At 69.8% G+C, this 24,469-nt stretch carries 19 protein-coding genes; 11 read left to right on the forward strand and 8 right to left on the reverse strand.

Annotated elements, in window-relative coordinates:
- Positions 1-82: 82 nt before the first annotated feature.
- Positions 83-1,147, forward strand: a complete 1,065-nt coding sequence (gene fba, locus ACFPOE_RS04320; protein WP_376848760.1) for a class II fructose-bisphosphate aldolase — start codon at positions 83-85, stop codon at positions 1,145-1,147.
- Positions 1,147-2,055 carry a phosphoribosylaminoimidazolesuccinocarboxamide synthase gene (locus tag ACFPOE_RS04325; RefSeq protein WP_376848761.1) on the forward strand — a complete coding sequence of 303 codons (909 nt, stop codon included), beginning with the start codon at positions 1,147-1,149 and terminating at the stop codon, positions 2,053-2,055. The genes fba and ACFPOE_RS04325 overlap by 1 nt, the downstream gene beginning before the upstream one ends.
- 6 nt (positions 2,056-2,061) lie before the next feature.
- Here the strand turns inward: ACFPOE_RS04325 and ACFPOE_RS04330 are convergent, their stop codons facing one another.
- From ACFPOE_RS04330 to ACFPOE_RS04340, 3 genes are read right to left on the reverse strand one after another with little or no spacing between them, the layout of a single operon-like run.
- On the reverse strand, positions 2,062-8,295 hold the full coding sequence (locus ACFPOE_RS04330; protein ID WP_376848762.1) for an alkaline phosphatase D family protein: 6,234 nt from the start codon (positions 8,293-8,295) through the stop codon (positions 2,062-2,064).
- Between the two features lie 47 nt (positions 8,296-8,342).
- Positions 8,343-10,121, reverse strand: coding sequence for an ATP-binding response regulator (locus ACFPOE_RS04335; protein ID WP_376848763.1), 1,779 nt, complete (start codon positions 10,119-10,121; stop codon positions 8,343-8,345).
- A 9-nt stretch (positions 10,122-10,130) separates the two neighbouring features.
- Entirely contained in the window at positions 10,131-10,766 is a 636-nt protein-coding gene (locus ACFPOE_RS04340; protein ID WP_376848764.1) for a response regulator, read from the reverse strand.
- A 191-nt stretch (positions 10,767-10,957) separates the two neighbouring features.
- Between ACFPOE_RS04340 and ACFPOE_RS04345 the strand changes: the two genes are divergently transcribed.
- Complete coding sequence (locus ACFPOE_RS04345) at positions 10,958-11,329, forward strand: response regulator transcription factor (RefSeq protein ID WP_376848765.1); 372 nt, start codon at positions 10,958-10,960, stop codon at positions 11,327-11,329.
- A gap of 90 nt (positions 11,330-11,419) precedes the next feature.
- Here ACFPOE_RS04345 and trxA read toward each other — a convergent pair whose 3' ends face one another.
- Entirely contained in the window at positions 11,420-12,304 is an 885-nt protein-coding gene (gene trxA, locus ACFPOE_RS04350; protein WP_376848766.1) for a thioredoxin, read from the reverse strand.
- 52 nt (positions 12,305-12,356) lie between these two features.
- Here trxA and purE point away from each other — a divergent pair, with 52 nt between their 5' ends.
- From purE to ACFPOE_RS04370, 4 genes are read left to right on the forward strand one after another with little or no spacing between them, the layout of a single operon-like run.
- The gene (purE, locus tag ACFPOE_RS04355; RefSeq protein ID WP_376848767.1) at positions 12,357-12,851 is read left to right on the forward strand and encodes a 5-(carboxyamino)imidazole ribonucleotide mutase; all 495 of its coding nucleotides are present in this window, start codon (positions 12,357-12,359) and stop codon (positions 12,849-12,851) included.
- Positions 12,848-14,008, forward strand: a complete 1,161-nt coding sequence (locus tag ACFPOE_RS04360; protein ID WP_376848768.1) for a 5-(carboxyamino)imidazole ribonucleotide synthase — start codon at positions 12,848-12,850, stop codon at positions 14,006-14,008. Before purE ends, ACFPOE_RS04360 begins: the two co-directional genes overlap by 4 nt.
- A 13-nt stretch (positions 14,009-14,021) precedes the next feature.
- Positions 14,022-15,008 (forward strand): L-threonylcarbamoyladenylate synthase, encoded by a 987-nt coding sequence (locus tag ACFPOE_RS04365; RefSeq protein ID WP_376848769.1) that lies wholly within the window; start codon positions 14,022-14,024, stop codon positions 15,006-15,008.
- 56 nt (positions 15,009-15,064) lie between these two features.
- Positions 15,065-16,018, forward strand: a complete 954-nt coding sequence (locus ACFPOE_RS04370; protein WP_376848770.1) for an SGNH/GDSL hydrolase family protein — start codon at positions 15,065-15,067, stop codon at positions 16,016-16,018.
- 63 nt (positions 16,019-16,081) lie between these two features.
- On the opposite strand, the gene ACFPOE_RS04375 is transcribed toward ACFPOE_RS04370, so the two are convergent.
- From ACFPOE_RS04375 to dacB, 3 genes are all read right to left on the reverse strand, one after another.
- A complete protein-coding gene (locus tag ACFPOE_RS04375; protein ID WP_376848771.1) occupies positions 16,082-17,389 on the reverse strand; it encodes a lipase family protein in 1,308 nt (435 codons plus the stop codon).
- 125 nt (positions 17,390-17,514) lie between these two features.
- A complete protein-coding gene (locus ACFPOE_RS04380; protein ID WP_376848772.1) occupies positions 17,515-17,769 on the reverse strand; it encodes a SemiSWEET transporter in 255 nt (84 codons plus the stop codon).
- Between the two features lie 13 nt (positions 17,770-17,782).
- Complete coding sequence (gene dacB, locus ACFPOE_RS04385) at positions 17,783-19,183, reverse strand: D-alanyl-D-alanine carboxypeptidase/D-alanyl-D-alanine endopeptidase (RefSeq protein WP_376848773.1); 1,401 nt, start codon at positions 19,181-19,183, stop codon at positions 17,783-17,785.
- Between the two features lie 51 nt (positions 19,184-19,234).
- Here dacB and tsaB point away from each other — a divergent pair, with 51 nt between their 5' ends.
- Genes tsaB through ACFPOE_RS04400 form a run of 3 tightly spaced genes read left to right on the forward strand, consistent with a single transcriptional unit; the run spans position 19,235 to position 21,170 of the window.
- Entirely contained in the window at positions 19,235-19,924 is a 690-nt protein-coding gene (gene tsaB / locus ACFPOE_RS04390; protein ID WP_376848774.1) for a tRNA (adenosine(37)-N6)-threonylcarbamoyltransferase complex dimerization subunit type 1 TsaB, read from the forward strand.
- Positions 19,921-20,388 carry a ribosomal protein S18-alanine N-acetyltransferase gene (gene rimI / locus ACFPOE_RS04395; RefSeq protein ID WP_376848775.1) on the forward strand — a complete coding sequence of 156 codons (468 nt, stop codon included), beginning with the start codon at positions 19,921-19,923 and terminating at the stop codon, positions 20,386-20,388. The genes tsaB and rimI overlap by 4 nt, the downstream gene beginning before the upstream one ends.
- 2 nt (positions 20,389-20,390) lie before the next feature.
- Positions 20,391-21,170, forward strand: a complete 780-nt coding sequence (locus tag ACFPOE_RS04400) for a uracil-DNA glycosylase (RefSeq protein ID WP_376848804.1) — start codon at positions 20,391-20,393, stop codon at positions 21,168-21,170.
- On the opposite strand, the gene ACFPOE_RS04405 is transcribed toward ACFPOE_RS04400, so the two are convergent.
- Positions 21,159-22,106, reverse strand: a complete 948-nt coding sequence (locus ACFPOE_RS04405; protein ID WP_376848776.1) for a GlcNAc-transferase family protein — start codon at positions 22,104-22,106, stop codon at positions 21,159-21,161. The two genes, ACFPOE_RS04400 and ACFPOE_RS04405, sit on opposite strands and share 12 nt — an antisense overlap.
- A gap of 294 nt (positions 22,107-22,400) precedes the next feature.
- Here ACFPOE_RS04405 and ACFPOE_RS04410 point away from each other — a divergent pair.
- The coding region (locus ACFPOE_RS04410; RefSeq protein WP_376848777.1) for a two-partner secretion domain-containing protein at positions 22,401-24,469 on the forward strand (2,069 nt) is incomplete at its 3' end.

Below are 24,469 nucleotides of genomic sequence, written 5' to 3' on the forward strand. Positions count from 1 at the left end.
CGCTGGGCCAGCAGCTAAAATCGGGAGGCCGGTGCGCCTTCGCGCCCCCAGCTTTTTCATCATTCCTCACCGGATTCCCACCATGCCACTCGTTTCCATGCGCGAACTGCTGGACCATGCCGCCGCCAACGGCTATGGCATCCCGGCCTTCAACGTCAACAACCTCGAACAGGTTCAGGCCGTGATGGAAGCGGCGAAGGAAACCGGCGCGCCGGTGATCCTGCAGGCCAGCGCCGGCGCCCGCAAGTACGCCGGCGAGCCCTTCATCAAGCACCTGATCCTGGCCGCGATCGAGGCCTACCCCGACATCCCGCTGGTGATGCACCAGGACCACGGCCAGAACCCGGACGTCTGCCGGGGCGCGATCGACCTGGGCTTCTCCTCGGTGATGATGGACGGCTCGCTGGAGGCCGACGGCAAGACCATCGCCAGCTACGAGTACAACGTGGACGTCACCCGCAAGGTGGTCGACATGGCGCACAAGGTGGGCGTCACCGTCGAAGGCGAGCTCGGCTGCCTGGGCAGCCTGGAAACGATGAAGGGCGACAAGGAAGACGGCCACGGCACCGATTCGACGATGACGCGCGAGCAGCTGCTGACCGATCCGGAGCAGGCCGCCGACTTCGTCAAGCGCACCCAGCTCGATGCGCTGGCGATCGCCATCGGCACCAGCCACGGCGCCTACAAGTTCACCCGCAAGCCCACCGGCGACATCCTGGCGATCGACCGGGTCAAGCAGATCCACCAGCGCATTCCCAACACCCACCTGGTGATGCACGGCTCATCGTCGGTGCCGCAGGAGCTGCTGGCGGCGATCCGCCAGTACGGCGGCGACATGAAGGAAACCTACGGCGTGCCGGTGGAGGAAATCCAGGAAGCGATCAAGCACGGCGTGCGCAAGATCAACATCGACACCGACATCCGGCTGGCCATGACGGCGGCGGTGCGCAAGTTCCTGGCCGAGAACCCGGACAAGTTCGACGCCCGCGAGTGGCTCAAGCCGGCGCGCGAGGCGGCCAAGCAGATCTGCAAGCAGCGCTACATCCAGTTCGGCTGCGAGGGCCAGGCCGGCAAGATCAAGGCGCACAGCCTGCAGGTCGTCGCCTCCCAGTACGCCAAGGGCGAGCTGTCCCAAGTCGTCCACTGATGGCCACTGCACTGCACACGTCGGCGCTGACCTCGCTGCCGCTGCTGGCGCGCGGCAAGGTCCGCGACAACTACGCGGTCGGCGAGGACCGCATCCTGATGGTCGCCAGCGACCGGCTGTCGGCCTTCGACGTCATCATGGGCGAGCCGATCCCGGGCAAGGGCGAGCTGCTGACGCAGATGGCGCTGTTCTGGTTCGGCAAGCTGGGCCACATCTGCCCGAACCACCTGACCGGCGAGGATCCGCTGAGCGTGGTGACGCCGGAAGAAGCGCCGCAGGTGCGCGGCCGCTCGATGCTGGTGCAGCGGCTCAAGCCGATTCCGGTCGAGGCGGTGGTGCGCGGCTACCTGGCCGGCAGCGGCTGGCAGGAATACCAGGCCAGCCAGTCCGTGTGCGGCGTGCCGCTGCCGCCCGGCCTGAAGAACGCCAGCCAGCTGCCCGAGCCCATCTTCACGCCGGCCGCCAAGGCGGAGATGGGCGAGCACGACGAAAACATCAGCTACGAGAAAGTGGTGGAGATCGTCGGGCCGGCGCTGGCGCAACAGATCCGCGACCTCAGCATCGCCATCTACAAGGAAGCGGCTGCCATCGCGCTGGCCAAGGGCCTGATCATCGCCGACACCAAGTTCGAGTTCGGCCTCGATCCCGCTGGCAAGCTGGTGCTGATGGACGAAGTGCTGACCCCCGACTCGTCGCGCTACTGGCCGGTGGAAGGCTATGAGGCGGCGTTCCGCGCCGGCAGCAACCCGCCCAGCTACGACAAGCAGTTCGTGCGCGACTGGCTGGAGCAGGTGCGCATCAACGGCAAGCCCTGGGACAAGACGCCGCCGGCGCCGCGCCTGCCGCAGGACGTGGTGGACAAGACCGCGGCGAAGTACCGCGAGGCGCTGCAACGGCTCACCGCCTGATCCCGGTCAACCCAGGACGAAGGTGCGGGAGTGCCCTTCGTCGTCGTCCGCCTTGCTGGCCGAGTTCGTCTGGTCGTAGCGCAGTTCGAGTTGCCAGCGCCCATCGGGCAAGGGCAGCGCGCGGATCTCGACGAAGCCGTCGCCGTCGCTGGTGTGCGCATCGATCTTCACCAGCGTTCCGTCAGGCAGCTGCATGTCCTCGTCCGCGATCTGCCAGCGCTTGAGATTGGCGCCCGGCAATGGCGCATAGAACGGCGGCGTGACGATTGCGTAGGCAGAGAGCCGGTCGCCCAGCTTGATCGTCGCGGTGGCAGCGCAGTGGTAGTCGCCGGACAGGAACACCACGTTGCGCACGCCGCGGTCGATGATGGCCTGCAGCACGCGCGCCCGCTGTGGCTGCGCCATCTGCCAGCTGTCGACCATCAGGTCCGACAGGCCGGCGACCGTCGGTTCCCCGACCATGGCGGTGCGCAGCCCCGGCGCGAACACCGACCCCGACACGATGAACTTGGGCCGCTTGTCGTCGCGGCCAAACTGGTCCCGACAACGGTCCAGCCAAAGGTCCAGCGCGGCCAGTTGCCGCTCGTCGCAAACCTGTTGCGGCACGCTAAAGCGCTTGCGGCTCGTGCGGGTGTCGAGCACGAAGAACGGGCAATCACCGCTGGTGAAATGGGCGTCGAAGCACAGGAGCGGCGGCTTCATCAGGTTGCCGTCGGGGGCCACGTTGCCGTTGCGCGGACCGTGCGCCCACTGGTAGGCGGAAAAGGCGGCCTTCGCGGTGGCAAACAGGGTTTGGGCATCCGCGCGGCGCTCCATCTCCGGCAGGCTGCACTGCCCTGCGTCGTCGGAACCGCGCGGCAAGGTGTCCTCGACGAGGTCGCGCGACCAGTTGTCGCTGATCTCGTGGTCGTCCATCACCATGTAGGTCGGCAGCGACGAGGTCAGGTCGACGAAGCCCGGCGTGCCGAAGGCGCGCTGGTGGCTCATGACCACCTTCTCGACGGCCGACGGGTTGTCCATCAGGCCCGCCGTCGCGTCCGCGTAGATCTGGTCCCCCAGCATCATCACGAAGGCGGGCTTGACTGCAGTCCGCGCGATGTGCCGCGAGATGCGCTCGAAGCTCAGGTCCGAACGCCGGTCCTCGAACGCAAGCCCCGGGTAGCGGCAGCAGGCCGCGACGAACACCACGCCGGCGCCGGCCGGCGGCGCACGCAGGATGTCCTGCCCCAGCGAAGCGACGCCCCTGGGCTGGCGGGTGGGGAGGGTCAGCTGGCGGCGCTTGCGCGACAAGGTGCCCGGGTCGGCCCGTTGCGCCACCTCGCAGGCCTTGCGCTGTTGCTGCATCAGGCCCCGCCACAGCGTCCGGCCCTGGGCCGCCGGCAACTCGCCTTTGCTCTGGATCGTCTTGCCGTCGGCACCGTCGCCGTCCGGCAGCGTCCCGATGAAGTCATCGGGAACGAAGCCGTCGCGCGGCGGCGACATGAGTCTGGGCAAGCGGCCGTCCTGGTCCGCCTGCTCGATTTCCTCGGGGGTCAGCGGCTCGGGGATCAGCGGCGGTGGGCCTGCCGGCGCGCTGGCTTGCGGGGGCCTGGCAACTGCCGGTTCGATCAGCGCAGGGTGCACGCTGAACATGAAGACGCGGAAGTCCCCGCCCTCGGTGGCGTCGAACTCCAGGTCGGCCAGGCCGATGGCGATGTAGGGCGGACGATTCGCCGGGCCGCCGGCATCGGGCGGCGCGAGGATCGCGCCATCGAGCGTCAGGCGCTGGACCGGCCAGAGCTGGACGCGGGCGGCTCGGTTGTCATCCGGCAGGCCAGGCCCGTCCTTGGGCTTGACGCGGATGGTGTGCGTCGCCACGTAGCTGGCCTTGAGCGACTCGCTCTCGTCCACCTCGATCCACAGGCGCTGCAAGCGCACCAGACGATCGCCCCGCTGTTCGAGGCGGCTCCACCCGAGCACAGGTCCCGACAGCGGCGCCTTCGCCACCGACCGCCGCTCGCGCTGGGGCACCACCACCTTGCTGTCCTGCAGCCGGTGCTTCCAGGCCCGGGCGTAGAAGTCCCTGAGCGGACCCAGGATCTGTTGTTGCATGTCGCAGCCGTAGCCGATCGTGCAGTCGAAATGGCCGTAGTCGGGCGCGATGATCTTGGTGCAGACACCGGCAGCATCCAGCTCCGGGTGGACACGCCGGATCTGGTCGTGCGTGCGGTGCGCCGACTCCACGTCGAACAGTGCGTTGTGCGCTCCATGCAGGATCGCCACCGGCAGGTTCAAATGGGCCGTAATGTTCTCGTCGGTCACGTAGACGTTCTGGCCGTCGGCGTTGACCAGCCGCTCGTTGTCGACGCAGCGGCCGCCGTGCACCAGCAGGCTGGTGTTGGCGCGGCCGAAATACACCGGCAGCCTGTCGTGGGTCTGCGGCTTGATGCGGTCGTGCTTGAGCAGCCGGGAGATGGTCCCGCTCATGCGCTTGCAGGTGCAGATGGCCGGCCGGGGCGTGAGCCGGTTGTGTTCGTGCGGGCAGTATTCGCCGGGATCGACCGGCAGGCTGGCGAACAGGCGGTCCAGCACCGATTCGAGCACGGTGGGCTCCCGCTCCGCGGCGGACAGGCGCAGGTACTGGATGCCCAGCGTGTCGCGCAGGATGCCGCCGACGCGCAAGCGCATCTGCGCCGTCCGGCTGCCGATCAGGAATGCCTGCATCTGCGAGAAGGTGACGCCGGCCAGCCGATCCTGCAGCGAGCCGCCGAGCAGCGACATCGCCATCGATGCCGCGCCCACGCAATGGGCGAAGGCGAAGATGCGGACCCGCTGCGGGTCGAGATTCAACTCGCCGGCCACCGTCGCGCGCGCCCGGTCAACGGCCGCGGGAATGTCGAACTGGGCGATTTCGTCCATCGTGCAGGGCTGCTTGGACTCGTCGAGGATGGCGCTGGTGCGGTAGTCGAACAGCCAGACGTCGTAGCCCTGCTCGTAGAAGAATTCCGCCAGCCCCGGTTCGTCGTCGCGCGCGGGGCCGTCGCCGTTGCGCTTGCGCACGTGCTCCTGCGGAACGAAGCCGAGCGTGGACTGGGCAAAGCCGTTGAGCAGCAGCATCACCTTGGCCTGGACCAGCCCGTCGACGGTGGTGGCGTGCTCGATCTGCGGCTGGCGGTAACGGGTGAGCTTCAGGAGCGCGTCGCCCGGTCGGGCCTTCCGGCGCCGCACCGGCAATTCCTCGCTGGGACAAGGCGGGATCTTGCGGCCATCGAGCAGGCGCAGCGGCGGAAAGTCGGGCCACGGCGTGTCGGTTTCCTTCGTGTTCGGCGGAACCGGCACGGGACGGGGCTGGACCGCGGGAATGAGCTCGTCCGGCACGAACCCGGGGTAGTCGGGCAGCCGGAAGTCCCACAGCCGCGTCTTCATCATCAGCCGTGCGAACCACATCGGGTAGCCGGCCAGGCCCAGCAGGGCGTTGGGGGTGTCGCGCTGGGGGCCGAGCTGCGGCGCGTGCATGCGGGTCATGTCCAGCATGTCCAGTTCCAGCGCCCCGGAGCCGGCGACCTGCCCGTCCTCATCCCGGATCACGACCTGCAGCAGGCCGAACGCCTTCCACACGTTGACGCGATCCAGCGGCCGCGTGATGTGCAGGAAGTAGCGCCCAATCGCACCCCAGCTGGCGGCATAGCCGACGCGCTTGGTGCCGTGCAGCGTGTAGCTTCCGATCGAGCCGCCGTTGAGCGGCTCGGCGTCGCGCAGGCGCAGGTGGTATTCCATCGTCCGGTTCTCGCTGGCGTGGCGGGCCAGCTTGATCAGGCTGGACAGGCGCTCCAAGAAGCCGACCTGCGACGGATCGGGGACGGGTTTGCGCCTCCGGAGCATCTGCCCGAAGCGTTGCAGGGCTTGCTGGGCCGCCTGCAACACCTCGTCGCGTCCGCGATCGATCCACCAGGTCAGTGCCGTGCGCAGCCAGGCGAAGTCCCACGCGAAGCGGCGCCGCACCGGCACCGGGAGGATGGAGACCCAGCCGGATTCGACCAGCAGCCGGGCGCGGACCTTGTCGGCGGGCGCGGCCGTCTGCGACGGCTGGTACCGGTCGATGCTCATGTGCGGCTGCAACTGCTCCTTGTCGCCCCGGGCGGCGCCAAGCTGGTTGGGGATGACGATCAGGTGGCGGCCGTCGGTGCCGAACAGCTCCAGGTCGCTGATCGGCATTTGCAGCAGCAGGTGCGCGTCGCAGTCTTCGTTGCGCCAGCGCAAGGCCCCGCCGGTCGCCCGCATCGCCTCGGTGAAATTGACGTTGACCTCGCGTGCGTAAGGATTGAGCAGCGGGATGCCGGTGTACGGTTCCGGCTGCAGCGGCGCCGCGGCGCGGCTGGACCGGCTGGTTTGGGCGATCAGGGGGACCAGCTTGACCATCGCGCGCTCGGCCAGCGCGGTGATCGTGAACAGCGGATTGGCGCCGAGCGAGGTCGGCACGATGGAGCCATCGAGCACGTAAAGGCCCTCGTGCAGCTCCGTGCCATTGCCGCTGAACACCTGGCCGAGATGGTTGACCACCCCGGCGCTGCCATCGTCGCCCATGCAGCAGCCGCCCAGGGGATGCACCGTCAGCGTGCCGTTGTCCATCGGCGGGCTGGAAAGCACTTTCGACACCCCCGGTGGCAGCGGCTCCAGCACCGGGTTGGCCAGGTAGATGGCGCCGAGTTGCTCCACCTGATGCAGGTACCGTGTGTGCAAGGTGGCCACCGCCTGGCTTTCCTTGGTCGGGTACTTCATGCTCAGCCGGTCGGTGCCGCCCAGCGTGAGGGTGCCGGCACTGGGGTCATGGCCCATCCCCAGCAGCGTGAGCGTGTGGTCGCGGCCGCGCGGCTGGAGCACCGCCCAGTCCGTGGCCTGCTCGGTGGGCTGCCCGGGCGCCGGCAGGTCGCGGAAGTGATGGTTGTCCAGCTGGGCGAGCGTGGCGCTGGTGGTGACCAGTTCGTGGAAGATTCCCCCGAGCAGGCTCGGGATGGCGCCGTCCTCGATCAGCATGCTCTGCGTCACGTCGTCCGGGTGGTCGACCCGGATCATCGCCGTGATGGTCGGTCCAACGGCGAAGCCGCCGGAGCTGCCCGCGCCGCTGCCGATGCCGCTGCCGTTGACCCGGTCCTTCAACAGGTAGCCGAACGCCAGCGAATCCCCGTTGGTCGACAGGCGTTCACCGATCGCGTCCGGCAGCGCGAGCTCCCACTTCTTGCCGGAGCGCAGCAGGATCTCGGTGCTGCCGAAGGTGCCGGCCGAGAGCACGACGTGCCTGGCGTGCAGCTGGTGCACCGGCACATTCACGCCGTCGCGCTGCAGCTTGCGGGTTTCGGTGCGCACGAAGTGGACGATCCAGTGGTCCAGCGTCCTGTCCTCGCCGGGATCGACGCAGCGTTCCACCGAAAGCACCGAGACGCCGGTGAACATCCGCGCCCCGGCCAGCTTGGCCTGCGGCAGGTAGCTGGCCGTGAGCGTCTTCTTGGAGTTCCAGTTGCAGCCGGAGACGCACTCGCCGCAGCCCCGGCACGGCTCGCTGGCGATGCCTGGAAGCAGCCCGTCGCGCCCGAGGTTGACGGTGATGTCGGCGCCCTGGAAGCTCACCCTGGCGCCGTTGGCAACGTCCTGAACGCTTTCGGAAAGTTCCTTCAGCCGGATGCGCTTGAGCGGCCGCACGAACGATGCGGGGTTGGCGTCGCGGGCCGGGTCCAGCAGCGTCTCGTCGCGAAAGACTTCGGGGTCCAGCGTGTCGTGCGCGAGCTTGTAGGCGGCGGCCAGGTCTGGGACGACGCCACCACCGGCTGGCGCCGCCAGCTCCTTGGGCCACGCGGGCCGGCCGGCGTGCTGTTTCGCGAACACCCGGGGGTCCGGCTGCAGGACGACGTTGGCGTTGATCTGGCTGGTGCCGCCAAGCGCATTGCCCACCAGCGCGCCGATGCCGTCGCCCCAGCGCATGTCGTACAGGCCGGACTCGTAGCCATTGACGTTGTCGGCGTGCTCGCGATCCAGCCGGATGTGGCCGAACGCCTCGCCGATGTCGTTGGGGAAATCGCCGGGCTGGTATTCCTTGCCGCGCTCCAGCACCAGCACCTCCACCTGCGCCTGCGCCAGCCGCAGCGCGCTGACCGCCCCGCCGTAGCCCGACCCGACGACCACTGCCGCATGGAGCTTCGGCTTGCCGTCGTCATCGAGCAGCTCGCGTTCGACCAGGAATTCCACATGTTCCGAAAGCCGTGGCATCGCAATCCCTTCGTTATCGTTGTTCCTCGATTGCCCGCGGCCCGACTTCAGCCGATTCCCTTGAACACCTCCAGCAGGCTGCGCAGCTCCTGCGCCGTCAGCGGCTTGCCCAGCACCGGGTATTCGAGCTCCCTGGCCAGGCGCTGCTGTATCTCCGGGCTTTCGGCGGTCAGGATGGCGCCGGCCACCGGCCCGTAGATGCGGCGCATCTCCTCGATCACGTCGATGCCGGTCTGGCCGTCGCGCAGCGAGAAATCGCTCAGCACCACGTCCGGCGTCCCCTGCCCCTGCAGCTTGCGCAGTGCCGCCGGCAGGGAGTCGGCGATCACCGACTTGCAGCCCCAGTCCGCCAGCAGCAATTGCAGTGCATCGCGCGCCGATGCGTCGTCCTCCACATAGACGACGAAATAGCCCTGCAGGTCGACCTGCTCCTGCTCCGGGTCGCCGGGCACGGCTTCGCCCGGGGCGACGGCGCGCACGCGCTGCGGCGCCAGCGCGAGCTCGAAGCGCGCGCCCTGGGGCTGCGCGTCGTGCACCGAGACCTTGATTTCCAGCAGGTCCGCCAGCCGCCGCACGATCGCCAGGCCCAGGCCCAGTCCGGCCGAGTCCTTTTCGCCCGCGCTCTGGTAATACTCCTTGAAGATCTCCTCGCGCAGGTTGGCGGGAATGCCGGGGCCGGTGTCGCTGACCGACAGCACCAGGGCGTCGGGGCGCTGCTCGGCCCGCAGCGTGACCCGTCCGTGCTCGGTGAACTTGATCGCGTTCTCCAGCAGGTTGCGCAGGATCCGTTCCAGCAGTTGCGCGTCCGTGTCCAGCGCCAGCAGCGGCGCGTCCATCTCCAGCGCCAGCCCCTTCTGCTCCGCATGCGGGGCGTAGTCGTGGCCCAGTTGCTCCAGCAGGGGAGCCAGCGCATGCCAGGCGAATTCGGGCTTGACCCGGTCGGCCTCGATCTTGGAGAAGTCGAGCACGGAGTTGAACAGCCGCTCCAGCGTCACCAGGGAGCGTCCCATCTGGCGCGAGATTTCCTCGACCCGCTCGGGCGGCTGCCGCCGTCCCAGCATGCCGTTGAGAAGCGTCACCGCATGCAGCGGCTGGCGCAGATCGTGGCTGGCGACGGCCAGGAAGCGCGACTTGGCCTGGCTGGACTTTTCGGCCGCCTCGCGCGCAAGCGTCAGCTGTTCCACCAGCCGCTCGTTCATGAAGCGGATCTCCACGCTTTCCTTGACCTGCTTGGCGAAGCTCCGGGCGAAGGTGCTCAACACGATCGCGTAGATCGCCAGCAGCAGCAGGATTTCGCGAAGGAACGGGCTGTCGGTGCGCATCCATCCCAGCCACAGCCCGATGGTGAAGACCACCGCGTAGGCGGCGAACAGGCGAGGCCGGGCGCCGAGCGAGGTCATCGCCCCGGCCAGCCAGCAGCAGTACAGCATGCACACGTACATGCGGGCGATGTCTTCCAGCCAGGGATAGAGCAGCCAGGGCCCGGCCGCTGCCACTGCCGCCGCGGCGATGGTCCACTGGTTCAGGCGCCTGCGCCAGGCCGCCGGCGCCGCCTGGGCGACCGCCAGCTGGCGCGCCGGGGCGAGGCTGCGCGCGCGCAATGTGTACGCGAGACCAACCGCGAGCATCCATCCGGCGGGAATCCAGAACGGCGCGTGGGTCCAGGTCGGGAACGTGATGAACAGCGCGATCAGCCAGACGGTGTAGGTGTTGTTGACCGACTGGGTGATGGCGAAGTGCAGGAAATGCGTCTCCTTGCGCCAGTCGACGTCCTGCGGCGGCACGGCCGCGGCGGCGTTGACGGGGTGGGCGGAGGTTGCCGGCATGGCAGGCGATCAGATGCTCAGGCCCAGCCGCGCGACGCTGTAAAGCGCCTGCGTCCGGTTGCGCACATTGAGCAGCCGGAACACGGTGGACAGGTGCGACTTCACCGTGCCCTCGGAGATGTTCAGCTCGCGCGCGATGACCTTGTTCGGCGCGCCCTTGAGCGCCATGCGCAGCACCTCGGCCTGGCGCTGCGTCATGCCGGCGATGGCCGGCGCGGCCGAGCCGTGCTGCCGGTCCGGGCCCGGGGCGTGCGACGCATTGAGCACCTGCGGCGGCAGGTACACGCCCCGCGACAGCACCAGCTGCAGCGCGTGGATCATCACTTCGGGCGTGGAGGTCTTGGGGACGAAGCCGCTGGCGCCCTGCTCGATCACGTTGCGGATCAGGCCGGCGTTCTCCTCGCCCGACAGCACGACCACGAATGCCGTCGGCCAGGCCTGCTTGATGCACTGGAGCGCCTCGATGCCGTTCAGGCCCGGCATGTTCATGTCCAGAAGAATCAGGTCGAAGGCTTCGTGCGCCATCGTCAGGGCCTGGGCGCAGCCGTCCGCTTCGCTCAGGTCCACGTCGGCGACGAGTTCGCGCAACATCAGGCGAACCCCGCGCCGGAACAAGGCGTGGTCATCGATCAACAGGATCTTCAACCTTGTCTCCTTCGATTGGACGAAGCCGGCACGAACCCGGCCCGAGCATACGTCAGCGTCGCCGCCTTGCCATCCACCGAAGTGCTAAACGAAAGTTCAGAGCGTCGGCCCATGGCCAAGCCTTCAGGCGAATGGCCGGGCCCGCGGCGCCATTCCAGAATCGGCACACCAAGAACCACCGAGGAATCGCGATGTCAACTGCATGCTCCCAATGGGCCGAACCGGTCCCGCCCGAGCCGCGACGGTATCCGGCACGCTCGGGCTTCGACACGCCGCTGCTCACGCCGCGCGAATGCGAGGCTCTCGAGCTGGCGGCCCGTGGCTTTTCGTGCGCCGAGATCGCGCGGCTGCAGCAGGTCAGCGTCCACACCACGCGGTCGCACCTCAAGAGCGTCTACTCCAAGCTCGGGGTCCACTCCAAGAGCGAAGCCGTGTTCGAGGCGACCGCCTCCGGGATGATGCGGCCGGACTTCTGGAAGGTGGAACCGCCGCCGCGGTCGGCCGGCCACCAGGAAGCAGCCAACCACGCGCCGCGCATCCAGCTGGTCGCCGCCGGCGGGTGAGGCGGGAGCGAAGCCGGGCGCCAGCGGGGCCCGGTCATCCCGGGCGACGCCCCGGGATCGGGGCGCCTGAGTCGAAAGCCGGTGTGCCGGTCAGCTCAGGACCACGCTGGACAGCCGGCGCCGGTAGCTCGCCACCGTCGGATCGTCGGGCGCGATCTGGCCGTCCGCCACCTTGGCCCGGACCGGCTCCATGATGTCGAGGGCGGCGATGTAGGTCTTGCGCGCCAGGTCCTCGTTCCAGGTCTTGTCGCGCATCAGGATCTCCAGCAACTCGTCCATCGCCGGGGTCCATCGCTGGCCGGCCATCAGCAGCCGTGCCTTGTCGTAGCGGGCGCCGAAGTCGCGCTTGTTGGCCGCGATCCTGGCGTCGGCATCCGCCAGCGTGACCTTGCCGCTGTCGGCGAAATCGATCGCGTCCATCAGCCGCTGCAGCGAGTCGAGCCGGCGCACGAGGCCGGTGCGGGCGATCGCGGGCGCGAACGCCACCTTGGCATCATCGTTGCGGCCGGCCAGCAGCAGCGCCCTGACGTATTCGAAGCGGGCGTCGTCGTTGTCCGGCGCCGCGGCGCAGGCCTGCGACAGCCGCTCGATCGCGTCGCCCGGCGCCAGCGGCGCTTCCTCCTCGGCCGCTTCGTCCTCGGCGTCGGTGCCGGGCTGGACGTGCTTGTCCAGGAATTCCCGGATCTTGCCCTCCGGCAGCGCGCCCATGAACCCGTCCACCGGCTGGCCGTTCATCAGCAGGATCACGGTCGGGATGCTCTTGATGCCGAACGCGGCCGACAGCTGCTGCTCCTGGTCCGAGTCGATCTTGACCAGCTTGAAGCCGCCGCGGTAAGCCACCTCCAGCTTTTCCAGCAGCGGGCCGATCACCTTGCAGGGGCCGCACCAGGGGGCCCAGAAGTCCACCAGCACGGGCTGGGTCATGGAGGCCGCGATGACCTCGGTTTCGAAGTTTTCTAGGGTGACGTCGATCATTGGAAATGGCAGTTCGGTTGGAAACCTTAAAATTCAACCTTTAGGAGCGGCGATGGGCTCGATACAAGTTGGCGTGGTGATGGGCTCCAGCAGCGACTGGGAGACGATGCAGCACGCAGTGGCGATTCTCCGTGAATTCGGCATCGGCCATGAGGCCCGCGTCGTTTCGGCCCACCGCATGCCCGACGAGATGTTCGCCTACGCCGAGGCGGCCCAGGGGCGCGGCCTGCGGGCCATCATCGCCGGCGCCGGCGGCGCTGCCCACCTTCCCGGCATGCTGGCGGCCAAGACCACGGTGCCGGTGCTGGGCGTGCCGGTGGCGTCCAGGCACCTGCAGGGCGTGGATTCGCTGCACAGCATCGTGCAGATGCCCAAGGGCATTCCGGTGGCCACCTTCGCCATCGGCCAGGCCGGCGCCGCCAACGCCGCGCTGTTCGCCGTCGCCATGCTGGCCGGCGACAACCCGGCGTTGCTGGCGCAACTGCAGGACTTCCGGACCCGGCAGACCGAAGCCGCCCGCGGCATGACCCTGCCGCCCGCCGCATGAGCGCCCCGGCAATCCTGCCCGGGGCCACGCTGGGCGTGATGGGCGGCGGCCAGCTGGGCCGCATGTTCGTGCACGCGGCCCAGCGCATGGGCTACTTCACCGCGGTCCTGGACCCGGACCCGGACAGCCCGGCCGGCCGCGTCAGCCACCGCCACGTGCACGCCGACTACCTGGACGAAAAGGGCCTGGCGGAGCTGGCCGGCTGCAGCGCCGCGATCACCACCGAATTCGAGAACGTGCCGGCGCCGGCGCTGGCCAAGCTCGCCCGGCTCAAGCCGGTGGCGCCCGGTGCCGACGCGGTGGAGATCGCCCAGGACCGGATCCGCGAAAAGGCCCATTTCAGCCGCTGCGGCGTGGCCTGTGCGCCTTATGCGGCGATCGAGACGCAGCAGCAGCTCGATGCGGTGCCGGCCGCACTGTTGCCCGGCATCCTGAAGACCGCGCGGCTGGGCTACGACGGCAAGGGCCAGCAGCGGGTGGCCACGCGCGAGCAGCTGGCGGCCGCCTGGGCCGCCGCCCAGCGCGTGCCCTGCGTGCTGGAGCAGCTGCTGCCGCTGGCAGCGGAATGTTCGGTGATCGTCGCGCGCGGCGCCGACGGCACGATGGTGCACCTGCCGCCGCAGCTGAACCTGCACCGCGACGGCATCCTGGCCGTGACGCAGGTCTGGGAGGGCGCGCTGCCGCGCGAACAGGCGCAGCAGGCGATCGCCGCGGCCGAATCGATCGCGCGGGGCCTGGACTATGTCGGCGTGCTGTGCGTGGAGTTCTTCGTGCTGGCCGACGGCGCGCTGGTGGTCAACGAGATGGCGCCGCGGCCCCACAACAGCGGCCACTGGAGCATGGACGGCTGCGACCTGTCGCAGTTCGAGCTGCAGGTGCGCACGCTCGCCGGCCTGCCGCTGGCACCGCCGCGCCAGCACAGCGCCGCGGTGATGCTCAACCTGCTGGGCGACCTGTGGTTCGACGGGGACAAACCGCGGACGCCGCCATGGGAAGCGGTGCTGCAGCTTCCCGGCGCCCATTTGCACCTGTACGGCAAGCTCAGCGCCCGGCCGGGCCGCAAGATGGGCCACCTGAACCTGACCGGCGCCAGTGCGCAGCAGGCACGCGGCACCGCGCTGGCGGCGGCGCGGCTGCTGGGCATCGAGCCGTTCTGAGCCGGCCGGCACGATGATCCTGGACGGTTCCCTGTCTTCCTCGGTGGAGCTGGCCGCGCGCACGCTGGCGGCGGGGGAACTGGTCGCCTTCCCGACCGAGACGGTGTACGGCCTGGGTGCCGACGCCGGGTCGGATGCGGCAGTGGCCAGGATCTTCGCCGCCAAGGGCCGGCCGAGCGACCACCCGCTGATCGTCCATGTGGCCGATGCCTCCAGCGTGCCGCACTTCGCGGCCAGCGTGCCGCCGTTCGCCCGGCGCCTGATGGATGCCTTCTGGCCGGGACCGCTGACGCTGATCCTGCCGCGGCGCCCGGAGGTCGGCGCCGCCGCCGCCGGCGGCCAGGCGTCGATCGGCCTGCGCTGCCCGGCACATCCGGTGGCCCATGCCCTGCTGCTGGCCTGCCGCCAGGCCAGCCCGCCGGTGCTCGGGGTCGCCGGCCCCAGCGCCAACAAGTTCGGCCGGGTCAGCCCGACGACGGCGCAGCACGTCCACTCCGAATTCGGCGACGCCCTGCTGGTGCTCGATGGCGGGCCCTGCGCCGTCGGCATCGAGTCGACCATCATCGACTGCACGCGCGGCGCGCCGGTGCTGCTGCGCCCGGGGGTGCTCACCGCGGCGCAGATCGAGCAGGCCTGCGGCCAGCCGCTGGCGGCGCCGGGGACCGACTCGCCCCGCGCCTCCGGCACGCTGGAGTCGCATTACGCGCCGCGGGCCAAGGTCCGCCTGATGGATGCCAAGGCGCTGCAGACCGCGCTCGACCTGCTGGGCGCGGAGGCGTCGCGGATCGCGACCTATTCACGCGTGATCCTGCGCAGCAACTCGGCGCAGCTCCTGCGCCGCCGGATGCCCGACGACGCGATCGAGACCGCCCGCCAGCTGTTCGCCGTGCTGCGCGACTTCGACGCCCAGGGCGTGCGCCTGATCTGGGTGGAGACACCGCCGCCCACGCCCGACTGGGACGGCGTGCGCGACCGCCTGCAAAGGGCTTCGGCCGGCTGAGCCTGGGGCGGCAGGCCCGGTCGCTAAACTACCCCGACTCAATCCTGGAGATCTTCATGTCACGAACCTGGTTGCGCCGCGGCGTCCTGCTGGCTGCTTGCGCCGCTTCCCTCCTGCTGGCCGCCTGCGGCTCGAGCACCATCGAATCGCAGCTGAACCCGACCCGGGTGGTCACCTTCGGCGACGCCTTTGCCGACCTGGGCCAGAAGGGCAGCCGCTACACGGTCAACGACGGAACGGTCAACAACTGGACCGAGCAGGTCGCGCTGGCCTTCGGCCTGTCGCTCACCCCGAGCTCCAAGGGCGGCACCTCCTATGCCACCGGCCATGCGCGCGTGGTGGCCAAGCCCGACGACGTCGCCGACAACGCGACGCCGACGGTCAAGGAGCAGATCGACAAGTTCCTGGCCGCCGACAAGATCGGCGCCAACGACCTGTACATCGTGAACGCCGGCACCTCCGACCTGATCGTCGAGGGCGTGCGCGTCGCCGCCGGGGCCGAGACGGCCGACCAGGCGGTGGCCAACAGCCGCCAGGCCGGGCGCGACCTCGCCGCCCAGGTCAGGCGCCTGGTGGACGCCGGCGCACGGTTCGTGGTGGTGGTCGGTCCCTACAACCTGGGGCGCTCGCCCTGGGCGGTCGGTGCAAGCATCACGAGCGCGATGGAAAACGCCAGCGGGCGTTTCAACGACGACATGCTGGTCCAGCTGGTCGACCTGGGCGACAAGGTGCTCTACGTGGACGCGGCGCTGGAGTTCAACTTGATGGTGGCGAGCCCGCCGTCCTTCTCGATGACCGATTCGGTGACCCCGGTGTGCACGTCGGTGGACCCCGGCCCGGGCATCGGCATCGGCTCCGGCCAGGTCAACTCCGCGCTCTGCACGCCGTCGACGGTGCTGGCCAACGCGACCTACAACAACTACCTGTTTGCCGACAAGATCTATCCCACCCCCGCCGGCCAGAACCGGTTCGGCGACTACGCGTTCCAGCGGATCCGCTCGCGCTGGTAGGCGGCGCTTCCGCACAGAGAAAAGGGCGCCCGCGGGCGCCCTTTTGCATTGCGGACGGCGCACTCACTTGAGGGTGTCGAACAGCGCGCGCGCCTGCTGCTGGCACAACGGCGGCTCGAACACGCCGTGGTAGCTGCCGAAATAGGAAGCGTGGGCCGGGCTGGTCGGGTCGGTGGGCGCCTGCCCGTTGGTGCCGAAGGCGGCCCGGATCGACGGGTCCACGTCCACCGACGTCACGTTGGTCAGGCCCCGGCTGGAGAAGTCGGCCTGCGCCACCACCATATGCAGCGGCGGCGGCACCGTCGGGTCGCCCGCGCCCCCGCACAGCAGGGTGCGGGCCTTGGGATTCCAGCCGAGCAGGTCGTTCTTCTTGGCGTCGGCCATCAGGCCGTTGTCCGGATTGGTCCTGATGTCGGCCTGAAACGCCGGCTGGAACATGGCGTCGCGGGCCACGTCCGGTGCGCTGGCCGGCAGCGAGCCGCTGGTCACCAGCGAGGTGAAGGTCAGCGTCGGGCTGGGCAGCAGGTTCTCGATGTAGCTGGAATACGGCAGCTGGAATGCCTGCGTGACGTTGGTGTACACGTTGCCGTAGGCCTTCTGCCAGGCCGTGACGATGTAGGGCACGAAGAACTGGTAGCCGGCGATCGCGTCGGTGGCCCTGAAGGAGCCCGACAGGTTGTACGGGCCAGCAAGGTGGGCGCCCGCCACCACGTTGATCTCGCCCGCGTTGTCGCGCTCGATGGCGCGCTGCGCCGCCATCGAGGCATGGCCGCCCTGCGAGTACCCGGTCAGCATGACCTTGCCGGACAGGGCGACGCCCTGCGAGGAGGCGGCGCCGCGGGCCGAGCGGATCGAGTCGATGACCGCGCTGGCCTCCGAGTCAGCATGCAGGTAGGGGTGGAAGCTGTAGCTGGACTTGGCGAAGCCCAGGTAGTCGGTCGCCACCACCGCGTAGCCCTGGGCCGCGTACATCGCCGCCAGCAGGAGGGTTTCTCTGTCGGCGGGGTCGGCCAGCGTGCGGGGCTTCGACACCTCCGTGCCCCGGGCGTAGGCCAACAGCGGGTAGCTGCCGCCGGCGCATGCGCCGGCCGGCAACAGCAGCACGCCCGACGCGTTCGCGTTCTCCCCCTGCACGCCGATGGTCGCGTAATGGAGCGCCACCACGCGCACGTCGCACCTGGCCTTGCCGGCGATCGGCTGCAGCCCGCTGCCGGCGGTGCCGGCGTCGATCTGGGCCGAAGTGAGCGTGGCCACGGTGAGCGGGGCGTCGATCTGGGCGCCCCGGGCGGTATTGCCGTCACCGCCTCCTCCTCCGCAGGCTGCCAGCAGGGCGGCCGCAGCGACTGCGGTGAGGAGATGGGGTGTCGTCATGTCGTTTTCCTTGGGATTGAACCGGGTGGTCTGGTGGCCTTGGCAATGCTAGCCGCGGCCCCGCCGCGGATGGGCGGCGCCCGCGGGCTTTACCGTCCGCGTGTCGCGGGCGCGACCGCCGGCGCTCAGCGGTAGCGCAGCTTCATGGCCAGGATCGCCAGCGCCAGGGCCAGCGTGACCGCGTTGGCCGCCACGATCGGCCACGCCCCCAGCAGCAGGCCGTATGCGAGCCAGAGCGCCACGCCGACCGCGAACACGCTGTACATGCCCAGCGAGATGCCGCGCACGTCGCGCGTGCGGAAGGTCAGCCAGGCCTGCGGCGCGAAGCTCACGGTGGTCAGGGCAGCGGCGCAGTAGCCGATCAGTTCCGGGTATTGCATGGGGGCGGAAGGTTCACTGGTCGCGCGCGGTCCAGTCGATCAGGGCATCGATCGCCGGCCGGGCGGCGGCGGCATTGGGATGGTTGGCGATGGCCACCAGCACGTAGCGCCGTCCGCTGGCCCCGTGCACGATTCCCGCCACTGCCGCGACGTCGCGCAGGCTGCCGGTCTTGAGGTGCGCGAGCCCGGCGCTGCGGCCCCGCATCCGCTTGAGGGTGCCGTCGCTGCCGGCCAGCGGCAGTGACGCCACCAGTTCCGGCATCAGCGGCGAGGCCCAGGCCAGTTGCAGCAAGCGCGCCAGCTGCTGCGCGCTGATGCGTTCGTCGCGCGACAGGCCCGAGCCGTTGTCGGTGGCAGGGGGTTCGCCGCCGATGCGGTCGCGCCACCAGGTGCGCAGCAGCTCGCGCGAGCCCTGCTGCGTGCCGACGCCCTTTTGCTGCAGGCTCAGCGTGAGGAAGACCTGCTGCGCCATCACGTTGTTGCTGAATTTGTTGATGTCGCGCACCACCTCGGCCAGCGCCGGCGATTGCACTGTGAAGGCGGGGCTCAGGCCGGCCGGCACCCGGCCGTCCCTGACGTGGCCCGACAGCTTGCCGCCCATCTCCAGCCACAGGCCGGCGATCGCCCGGGCCGCGTAGCTGCCGGGGTCGGCGTAGGCGACCGGCCAGGCGCGCTCGCCGCAGGCCAGCGGATAGTCGCCGGCGAAGCGGATCCGGTTGGGGTCGCTGAAGTCGGCCTTCAGGCGGGCGCGCCAGTCGCCGCAATCGCCCGGGCCGGTCGCCACGCTGGCGGCGGTCTGCACCCCGGCCAGCGGCGGTTCGTATTGCACCTGCGCGCGGCCGTCGCGGCCCGGCACGAAGGTCATCACCACCGACTTGAAATTCAGCAGCAGGGCGTCGGGCGAGGCGTTGTAGGGCCGCAGCGGCTCGCCGTCGAACGCCCCGGGGTCCTGCACCACGGTCTCGAAGGCGCTCCGGTCCAGCACGATGTCGCCCTGGATCTGCCGGATGCCCAGTCCCTGCAGCCGACGCAGCAGCAGCCAGAGCCGCTCCACCACCAGCTTGGGATCGCCCTGGCCCTGGATGTAGACGTTGCCGGCCAGCGTGCCGCCCTGCACGGTGCCGTCGACGAACACCGGCGTCGACCAGGTGAACGCCGGGCCGAGCTGCTCCAGCGCCGCATAGGTGGTCACCAGCTTGGCCACCGAGGCCGGGTTCATCGCGGCGCCGGGGCGGTGGCTGGCGCGCGGCGCCGCCTTGCCTTCGGCATCGACCACCAGCACGCTGAACGCATCGCGCGGCACCTTTGCGCGGGCCAGCGCGGCGTCGACCTCAGGAGGCAGGCCCTGGGCCGCTGCAAGGGCCGCGGCCAGCGACAGGGTGAAGGCGGCGAGCGGGCGCAGGGGCAGGAACATAGCCGCCGATTATCGGGCCGCGATAATGGCGGGTTGCGCCCAATGAACCAATTGAAACTGCTTGCCTTCGATACCAGCACCGAAACCATGTCCGTCGGCGTGGCCGACGGCACGCGGTCCTGGCGCCATGTGGGCAAGGGCGGCCCGCTGGCGTCGTCAGCGCTGATTCCGGCGATCCAGGCGCTGCTGGCGCAGGCTGGGTTCGGTCTGCGCGAGCTCGATGCAATCGCCTTCGGCCACGGGCCCGGCTCCTTCACCGGCCTGCGCACCGCGTGCGCGGTGGCGCAGGGGCTGGCCTTCGGGGCCGGCGTGCCGGTGCTGGGCATCGACACGCTGATGGCGGTGGCGGACGAGGCGCGCGAGCAGGCCGGCTGCACCAGTGTGGTCGCCGTGCTCGATGCCAGGATGGACGAGGTGTATGCGGGCGCGTACCAATTCGACGCCGGCGGCTGGACCCGGCGCGGCGCCTTCAGTCTCGACCGGCCCGAGGCGCTCGCACTGGCGCCGGGCTGGACCCTGGCCGGCAATGCGTTCGCCGCCTACGGCGACCGGCTGCCGGCCGGCCCGCGCATCGCCTGCCTGCCCGACGCGCAGGCGCTGCTGCGGCTGGCGCCGGGACTGTTGGCTGCAGGCTGCGCGGTGCCCGCGGACCAGGCCCTGCCGCTCTACATTCGCGATAAAGTGGCGCAAACCACCGACGAGCGTTCGGCCATCAAGGCCGCGGCGCGTCCCAGTCCATGAATGCAGTCTTCCAACCCGTCGAGGCAGAGTTCGAGCCGCTGTCCGAGGCGCGGCTGGAGGCCGTGCTGGCGGTCGAGGAACAGGCCTACGACCATCCGTGGACGCGCGGCAATTTCACCGACTCGGTGCGGGCCGGCTACCAGGCGCAGCTGCTGGTTGCGGGCAAGCAGTTGCTCGGTTACTTCGTCGCCATGAAGGGCGTCGACGAGGTCCACCTGCTCAATCTCACCGTGGCGCCCGAATGCCAGGGCCAGGGCTGGGGCCGCGTGATGCTCGACGCGCTGGCGCAATGGGCCCGCGGCCAGGGCGCCCAGTGGCTGTGGCTGGAAGTGCGGGCCAGCAACCAGCGCGCCCAGTTGATCTACACGCGCCACGGCTACCGCAAGGTGGGCGAGCGCAAGGCCTATTACCCCGACGGCCCCGGCGGGCGCGAGGATGCGGTCGTGATGAGCCTGAAGCTGTGAGCCTGCTGCTCGACGAGCGGCAACGCGCGATGCTGGGGGAAATGGGGCTGCGCCTGCACGCGCCCCTGTCGCATCGCGTGGAGCAGGCGGAGCAGGCGCCCGCTGGGGCGCAACGCCGGCCGGCTGCCGTGCCGGCGCCGCTGGCCCAGGTCCAGGTCCAGGAGCCGGCGCGGACGGCCCCGGCAGCACTCGCGCCGGCGGCGGGCGGCATCGAACTGATGGAGTGGGAAGCGCTGGCGCAGACGGTGGCGGCGTGCCGCGCTTGCGGCCTGTGCCATGGCCGGCGCAACACCGTGTTCGGCAGCGGCGACCGGCAGCCCGACTGGCTGATCGTCGGCGAAGCGCCCGGAGAAAATGAAGACCTGCAGGGCGAGCCCTTCGTCGGCCAGGCCGGGCTGTTGCTGGACAACATGCTCAAGGCGCTGGGCCTGAACCGGCGCCAGAAGGTCTACATCGCCAACGTGCTCAAGTGCCGCCCGCCCGGCAACCGCAATCCCGAGGCGGACGAAGTGGCGCAGTGCGAACCCTTCCTGCGCCGCCAGGTGGAGTTGCTGCAACCCAGGATCATCCTGGCGATGGGGCGCTTCGCGGTGCAGGCGCTGCTGCAGTCGGGCGAGCCGATCGGCAAGCTGCGCGGCCAGGTCCACCGCTACAACGGCGTGCCGGTGGTGGTGACGTACCACCCGGCCTACCTGCTGCGCAACCTGCCGGAAAAGGCCAAGGCCTGGGCCGATCTCTGCCTGGCGCAGGAAGTGCTGCAGCAGGTGCCGTCACGCAGCTAGCGGGCGGAATGCCTGCGGCGCCAGTTCGCGCCGCTGGTAGTCGATACCGCTGAAGCGGGCATAGTCGGCCACCGTGCGCTCGCTGCCCAGCCCGAACACGCCCCGCAGCTCGCCGTTCACCAGCGCCGCCAGCCGCTGGCGCGATCGCTGCTCCAGGCTCCACCAGCTTTCGCTGCGCTGCGCGTCGTGCTCGGCATCCCAATGCAGCGGCCGCCGGGGCGCGCCGGAGTCCGCAGTGTTATACAGGTGATAGACAGGCAGCTGCGGCATGTGGAAGATGTCCCAGCCATGGGTGAAGAGCCGCAATGCCAGCGCCTGCTCCTCCCCGTGGAAGTAGAAATTCGGGTCGTAGGGAAACTCCTCGGCCAGCGCGCCGGGCCCGAACAGGCATCCCGCACCCAGATGGAAGCCCGGCACCGGCGCCGGCGAATCGACCGGGTGGGCCTCGAAGGACAGGACCGGGTGGTCCGCTTCGAACACCCCGCCCGGCTTGACCACGTGGGCCAGCACGCCCTCGGTGCAGACCTTGCGCACGATCTGCTGGCCCTGCAGCACGAAGGGATTGGGGTAGGCCGACAGCACGATGCCCTTGCGCCCGGGCAGCAGGGCCTGGGCCTGCTGCACCAGCCGCGCGTCCCAGCCGTCGTCGAAATCCATGTGCGAATCGATCTGGAAGAACCAGTCCTCGCCGTCGTAGAAGGCCATCGCCAGCGCGCGGGCCCAGCATGGCCCGCGGGCGTCCACCGGTGCAATGCGCACATAGCCCAGGCGGGCCGGACCGAGGGCTGCCGCAGGCGGGCGCGGCGCGCTGTCCGGGCTCTGGTCGACCACGCCGAAATGCAGGCCGGCCGGGTCGCTGGCGGTGGCCACGGCGCGGGCCAGGGTGAAGTGCAACAGGGGGTCGCAGTAGGAGGCGATGCTGACGAAAACGGACATGGGGCTTGGGAAAAGGTGCGGCTTGCGGTACTTTCTCATGGCGGCGCCCGCGCGGCCAGGGGAACGTCAGATTCTGCATCCGTGATATTTGTCCGCGCACAGTCCACCGGATCCGACATGGGCGGGGGGCGCTCTACCTAGGAAAGCGGATGACAACCGCGGCCAAGAGCCTGAGAATCTCCACTCGACGATCTACTCTGCGGCCGTCGACGCAGGATCGCCGGTGATGGAGCCAGCATGTCCGTCCCAACCATTCCGGCTGCCTCACGCTCCAAGGTGGCAGCTGCGCCCGCTGTGGCCGGACACAGACCGCTGGCGATCGCGCTCGCCGTCGCTGCCTGCTTCGCGGCCCACTCTGCCCTGGCCCAGCCCGCCGGCGCGCAGGCCATCCTGGGCAGCGCCACGCTGTCGCAGAACGGGTCGCGGCTGACCGTCACCACGCAGAACGGCCCGGGGACCAATCACTCCGTCATCAACTGGCAAAGCTTCGGCGTGCCGGCCGGCACCAGCACCTGGTTCGCGCAACCGGGCAGCACCAGCACCTCGATCAACCGCGTGACCGGGCCGGACCCGAGCGCCATTCTCGGCAGCCTCGGCTCCAATGGCCGGCTGGTGCTGGTCAATCCTGCCGGCATCACCGTCGGCGCAGGTGCTGTCGTGGACACCGCGGGGTTCACCGCGTCGACGCTGCACATGAGCGAGGCCGATGCGCTGGCCGGCCGCCAGCGCTTCCAGCAGCAGGGAGCGGCCGGCGCCGTGAACGTGCAGGGCAGCGTGCTGGCGCGCGGCGGCGACGTGGTGCTGCTCGCGCCGAGGCTGGAAGTGGGGCGCAGCGGCGTGCTGGAGTCGCGCGGCGGCGCCGTGATCCTGGCCGCCGGCCGCTCGGTGGAGATCACCGGCCGCGGCCTCGAAGGCATCCACCTGGAGGCGCAGGCACCGGCCGATGCAGCCGTCAACCTCGGCACGCTCGCCGGGGATGCGGTGGGCATCTTCGCCGGAACGCTCAGGCACAGCGGCGTGGTCAGCGCGCAGACCGCGACGCTGGAAGGCGGCCGGGTCGTGCTCAAGGCACTGAAAGACGTGGAGATCGGCGCCGGCGCCAAGGTGCTGGCCGATGGCGGGCCGCAGCAACAGGGCGGCTCGGTGTCGATCGGCTCGGATTCCGGCAATGTGGGCATCGGCAGCGGCGCAGTGGTTTCCGCCAGCGGCGGCGAAGGCGCTGCCGGCGGATCGATCCACATCGAAGCCGCCGCCGGCACGGCGCAGGTTGCCGGCGCGCTGCTGGCGTCGTCGCCCGCGCAGCCGTTGACCGTGGCTGTGCCAGCACCTGTCGTTGCAACCGCCACCGGCGGCCGCGTTCAGCTGCTGGGGCAGCAGGTGCAGCTCGATGCCGGCGCCGCTGTCGACGCCTCGGGCGATGCCGGTGGCGGAACCATCCTGGTCGGCGGCGACCTGCAAGGCAAGAACCCCGAGGTGCTGAACGCGAAGGAGACGAAGGTGGCCGCGGGCGTCGCGCTGGCGGCCGATGCACGGGTGCAGGGCGACGGCGGCAAGGTGATCGTCTGGGCCGACCAGGACACGCATTTTTCCGGCCGCCTGAGCGCGCGCGGCGGCGAGCAGGGCGGCGACGGCGGATCGGGCGAGACCTCCGGCAAGCACGTGCTGTACTTCCTCGGCACGGCCGACCTCGGCGCGCGGCGAGGCAAGCAGGGCAACCTGCTGCTGGATCCCACGAACATCACGGTCATTGCCGGCGCAGCGAACGGTCCGACAGCGGACATCAACGGCGATGGTGCGCCCGGCGACGACATCACGCCGACCAACCCGAACGAGGTCTCCAATCCCGCGACGTACTCGGGGAAGAACAGCCAGATCACCGCCGCGGCGTTGTCCAGCGTGCTGAACAACTCGAGCGTCACGCTTGCGGCCACCAACACCATAACCATCGCCTCGCCGGTCAGCAGGGCACCTGCCCCGAGTCCTGCGCCTGCAACCACGCTGACCCTGAGCGCGGCAACGATCAACGTCAACAGCTCGGTCGGCGGCGGTCTAGGCGCTCCCCTCAACCTCGCACTCAACGCCTCCGGCACCGCCACCATCAACGGTGGCAGCACGCTGAGCAACGGCACGCTGACCAGCAGTGGTCCGGTGAGCTTGAACTGGGCGACTCTTGACGCCGTCACGCTGGGTGGTGCCAACCTGACGACCGCCGGCGCCTTCTACGTCAAGAACGGCCTGACGCTTGCTAGCGGAATCACCGTGAACCTGGGAAGCACGTCGGTGCAATTGCAGGGGACGCAGCCGATCAGCTCGCCGGGGACGGCGACGCTGCAGATGGCGGGTGGCTATCTCTATACGGGCAG

The sequence above is a fragment of the Caenimonas terrae genome (genome assembly GCF_042655405.1).
Taxonomy (GTDB): Bacteria; Pseudomonadota; Gammaproteobacteria; order Burkholderiales; family Burkholderiaceae_C; genus Ramlibacter; species Ramlibacter terrae_A.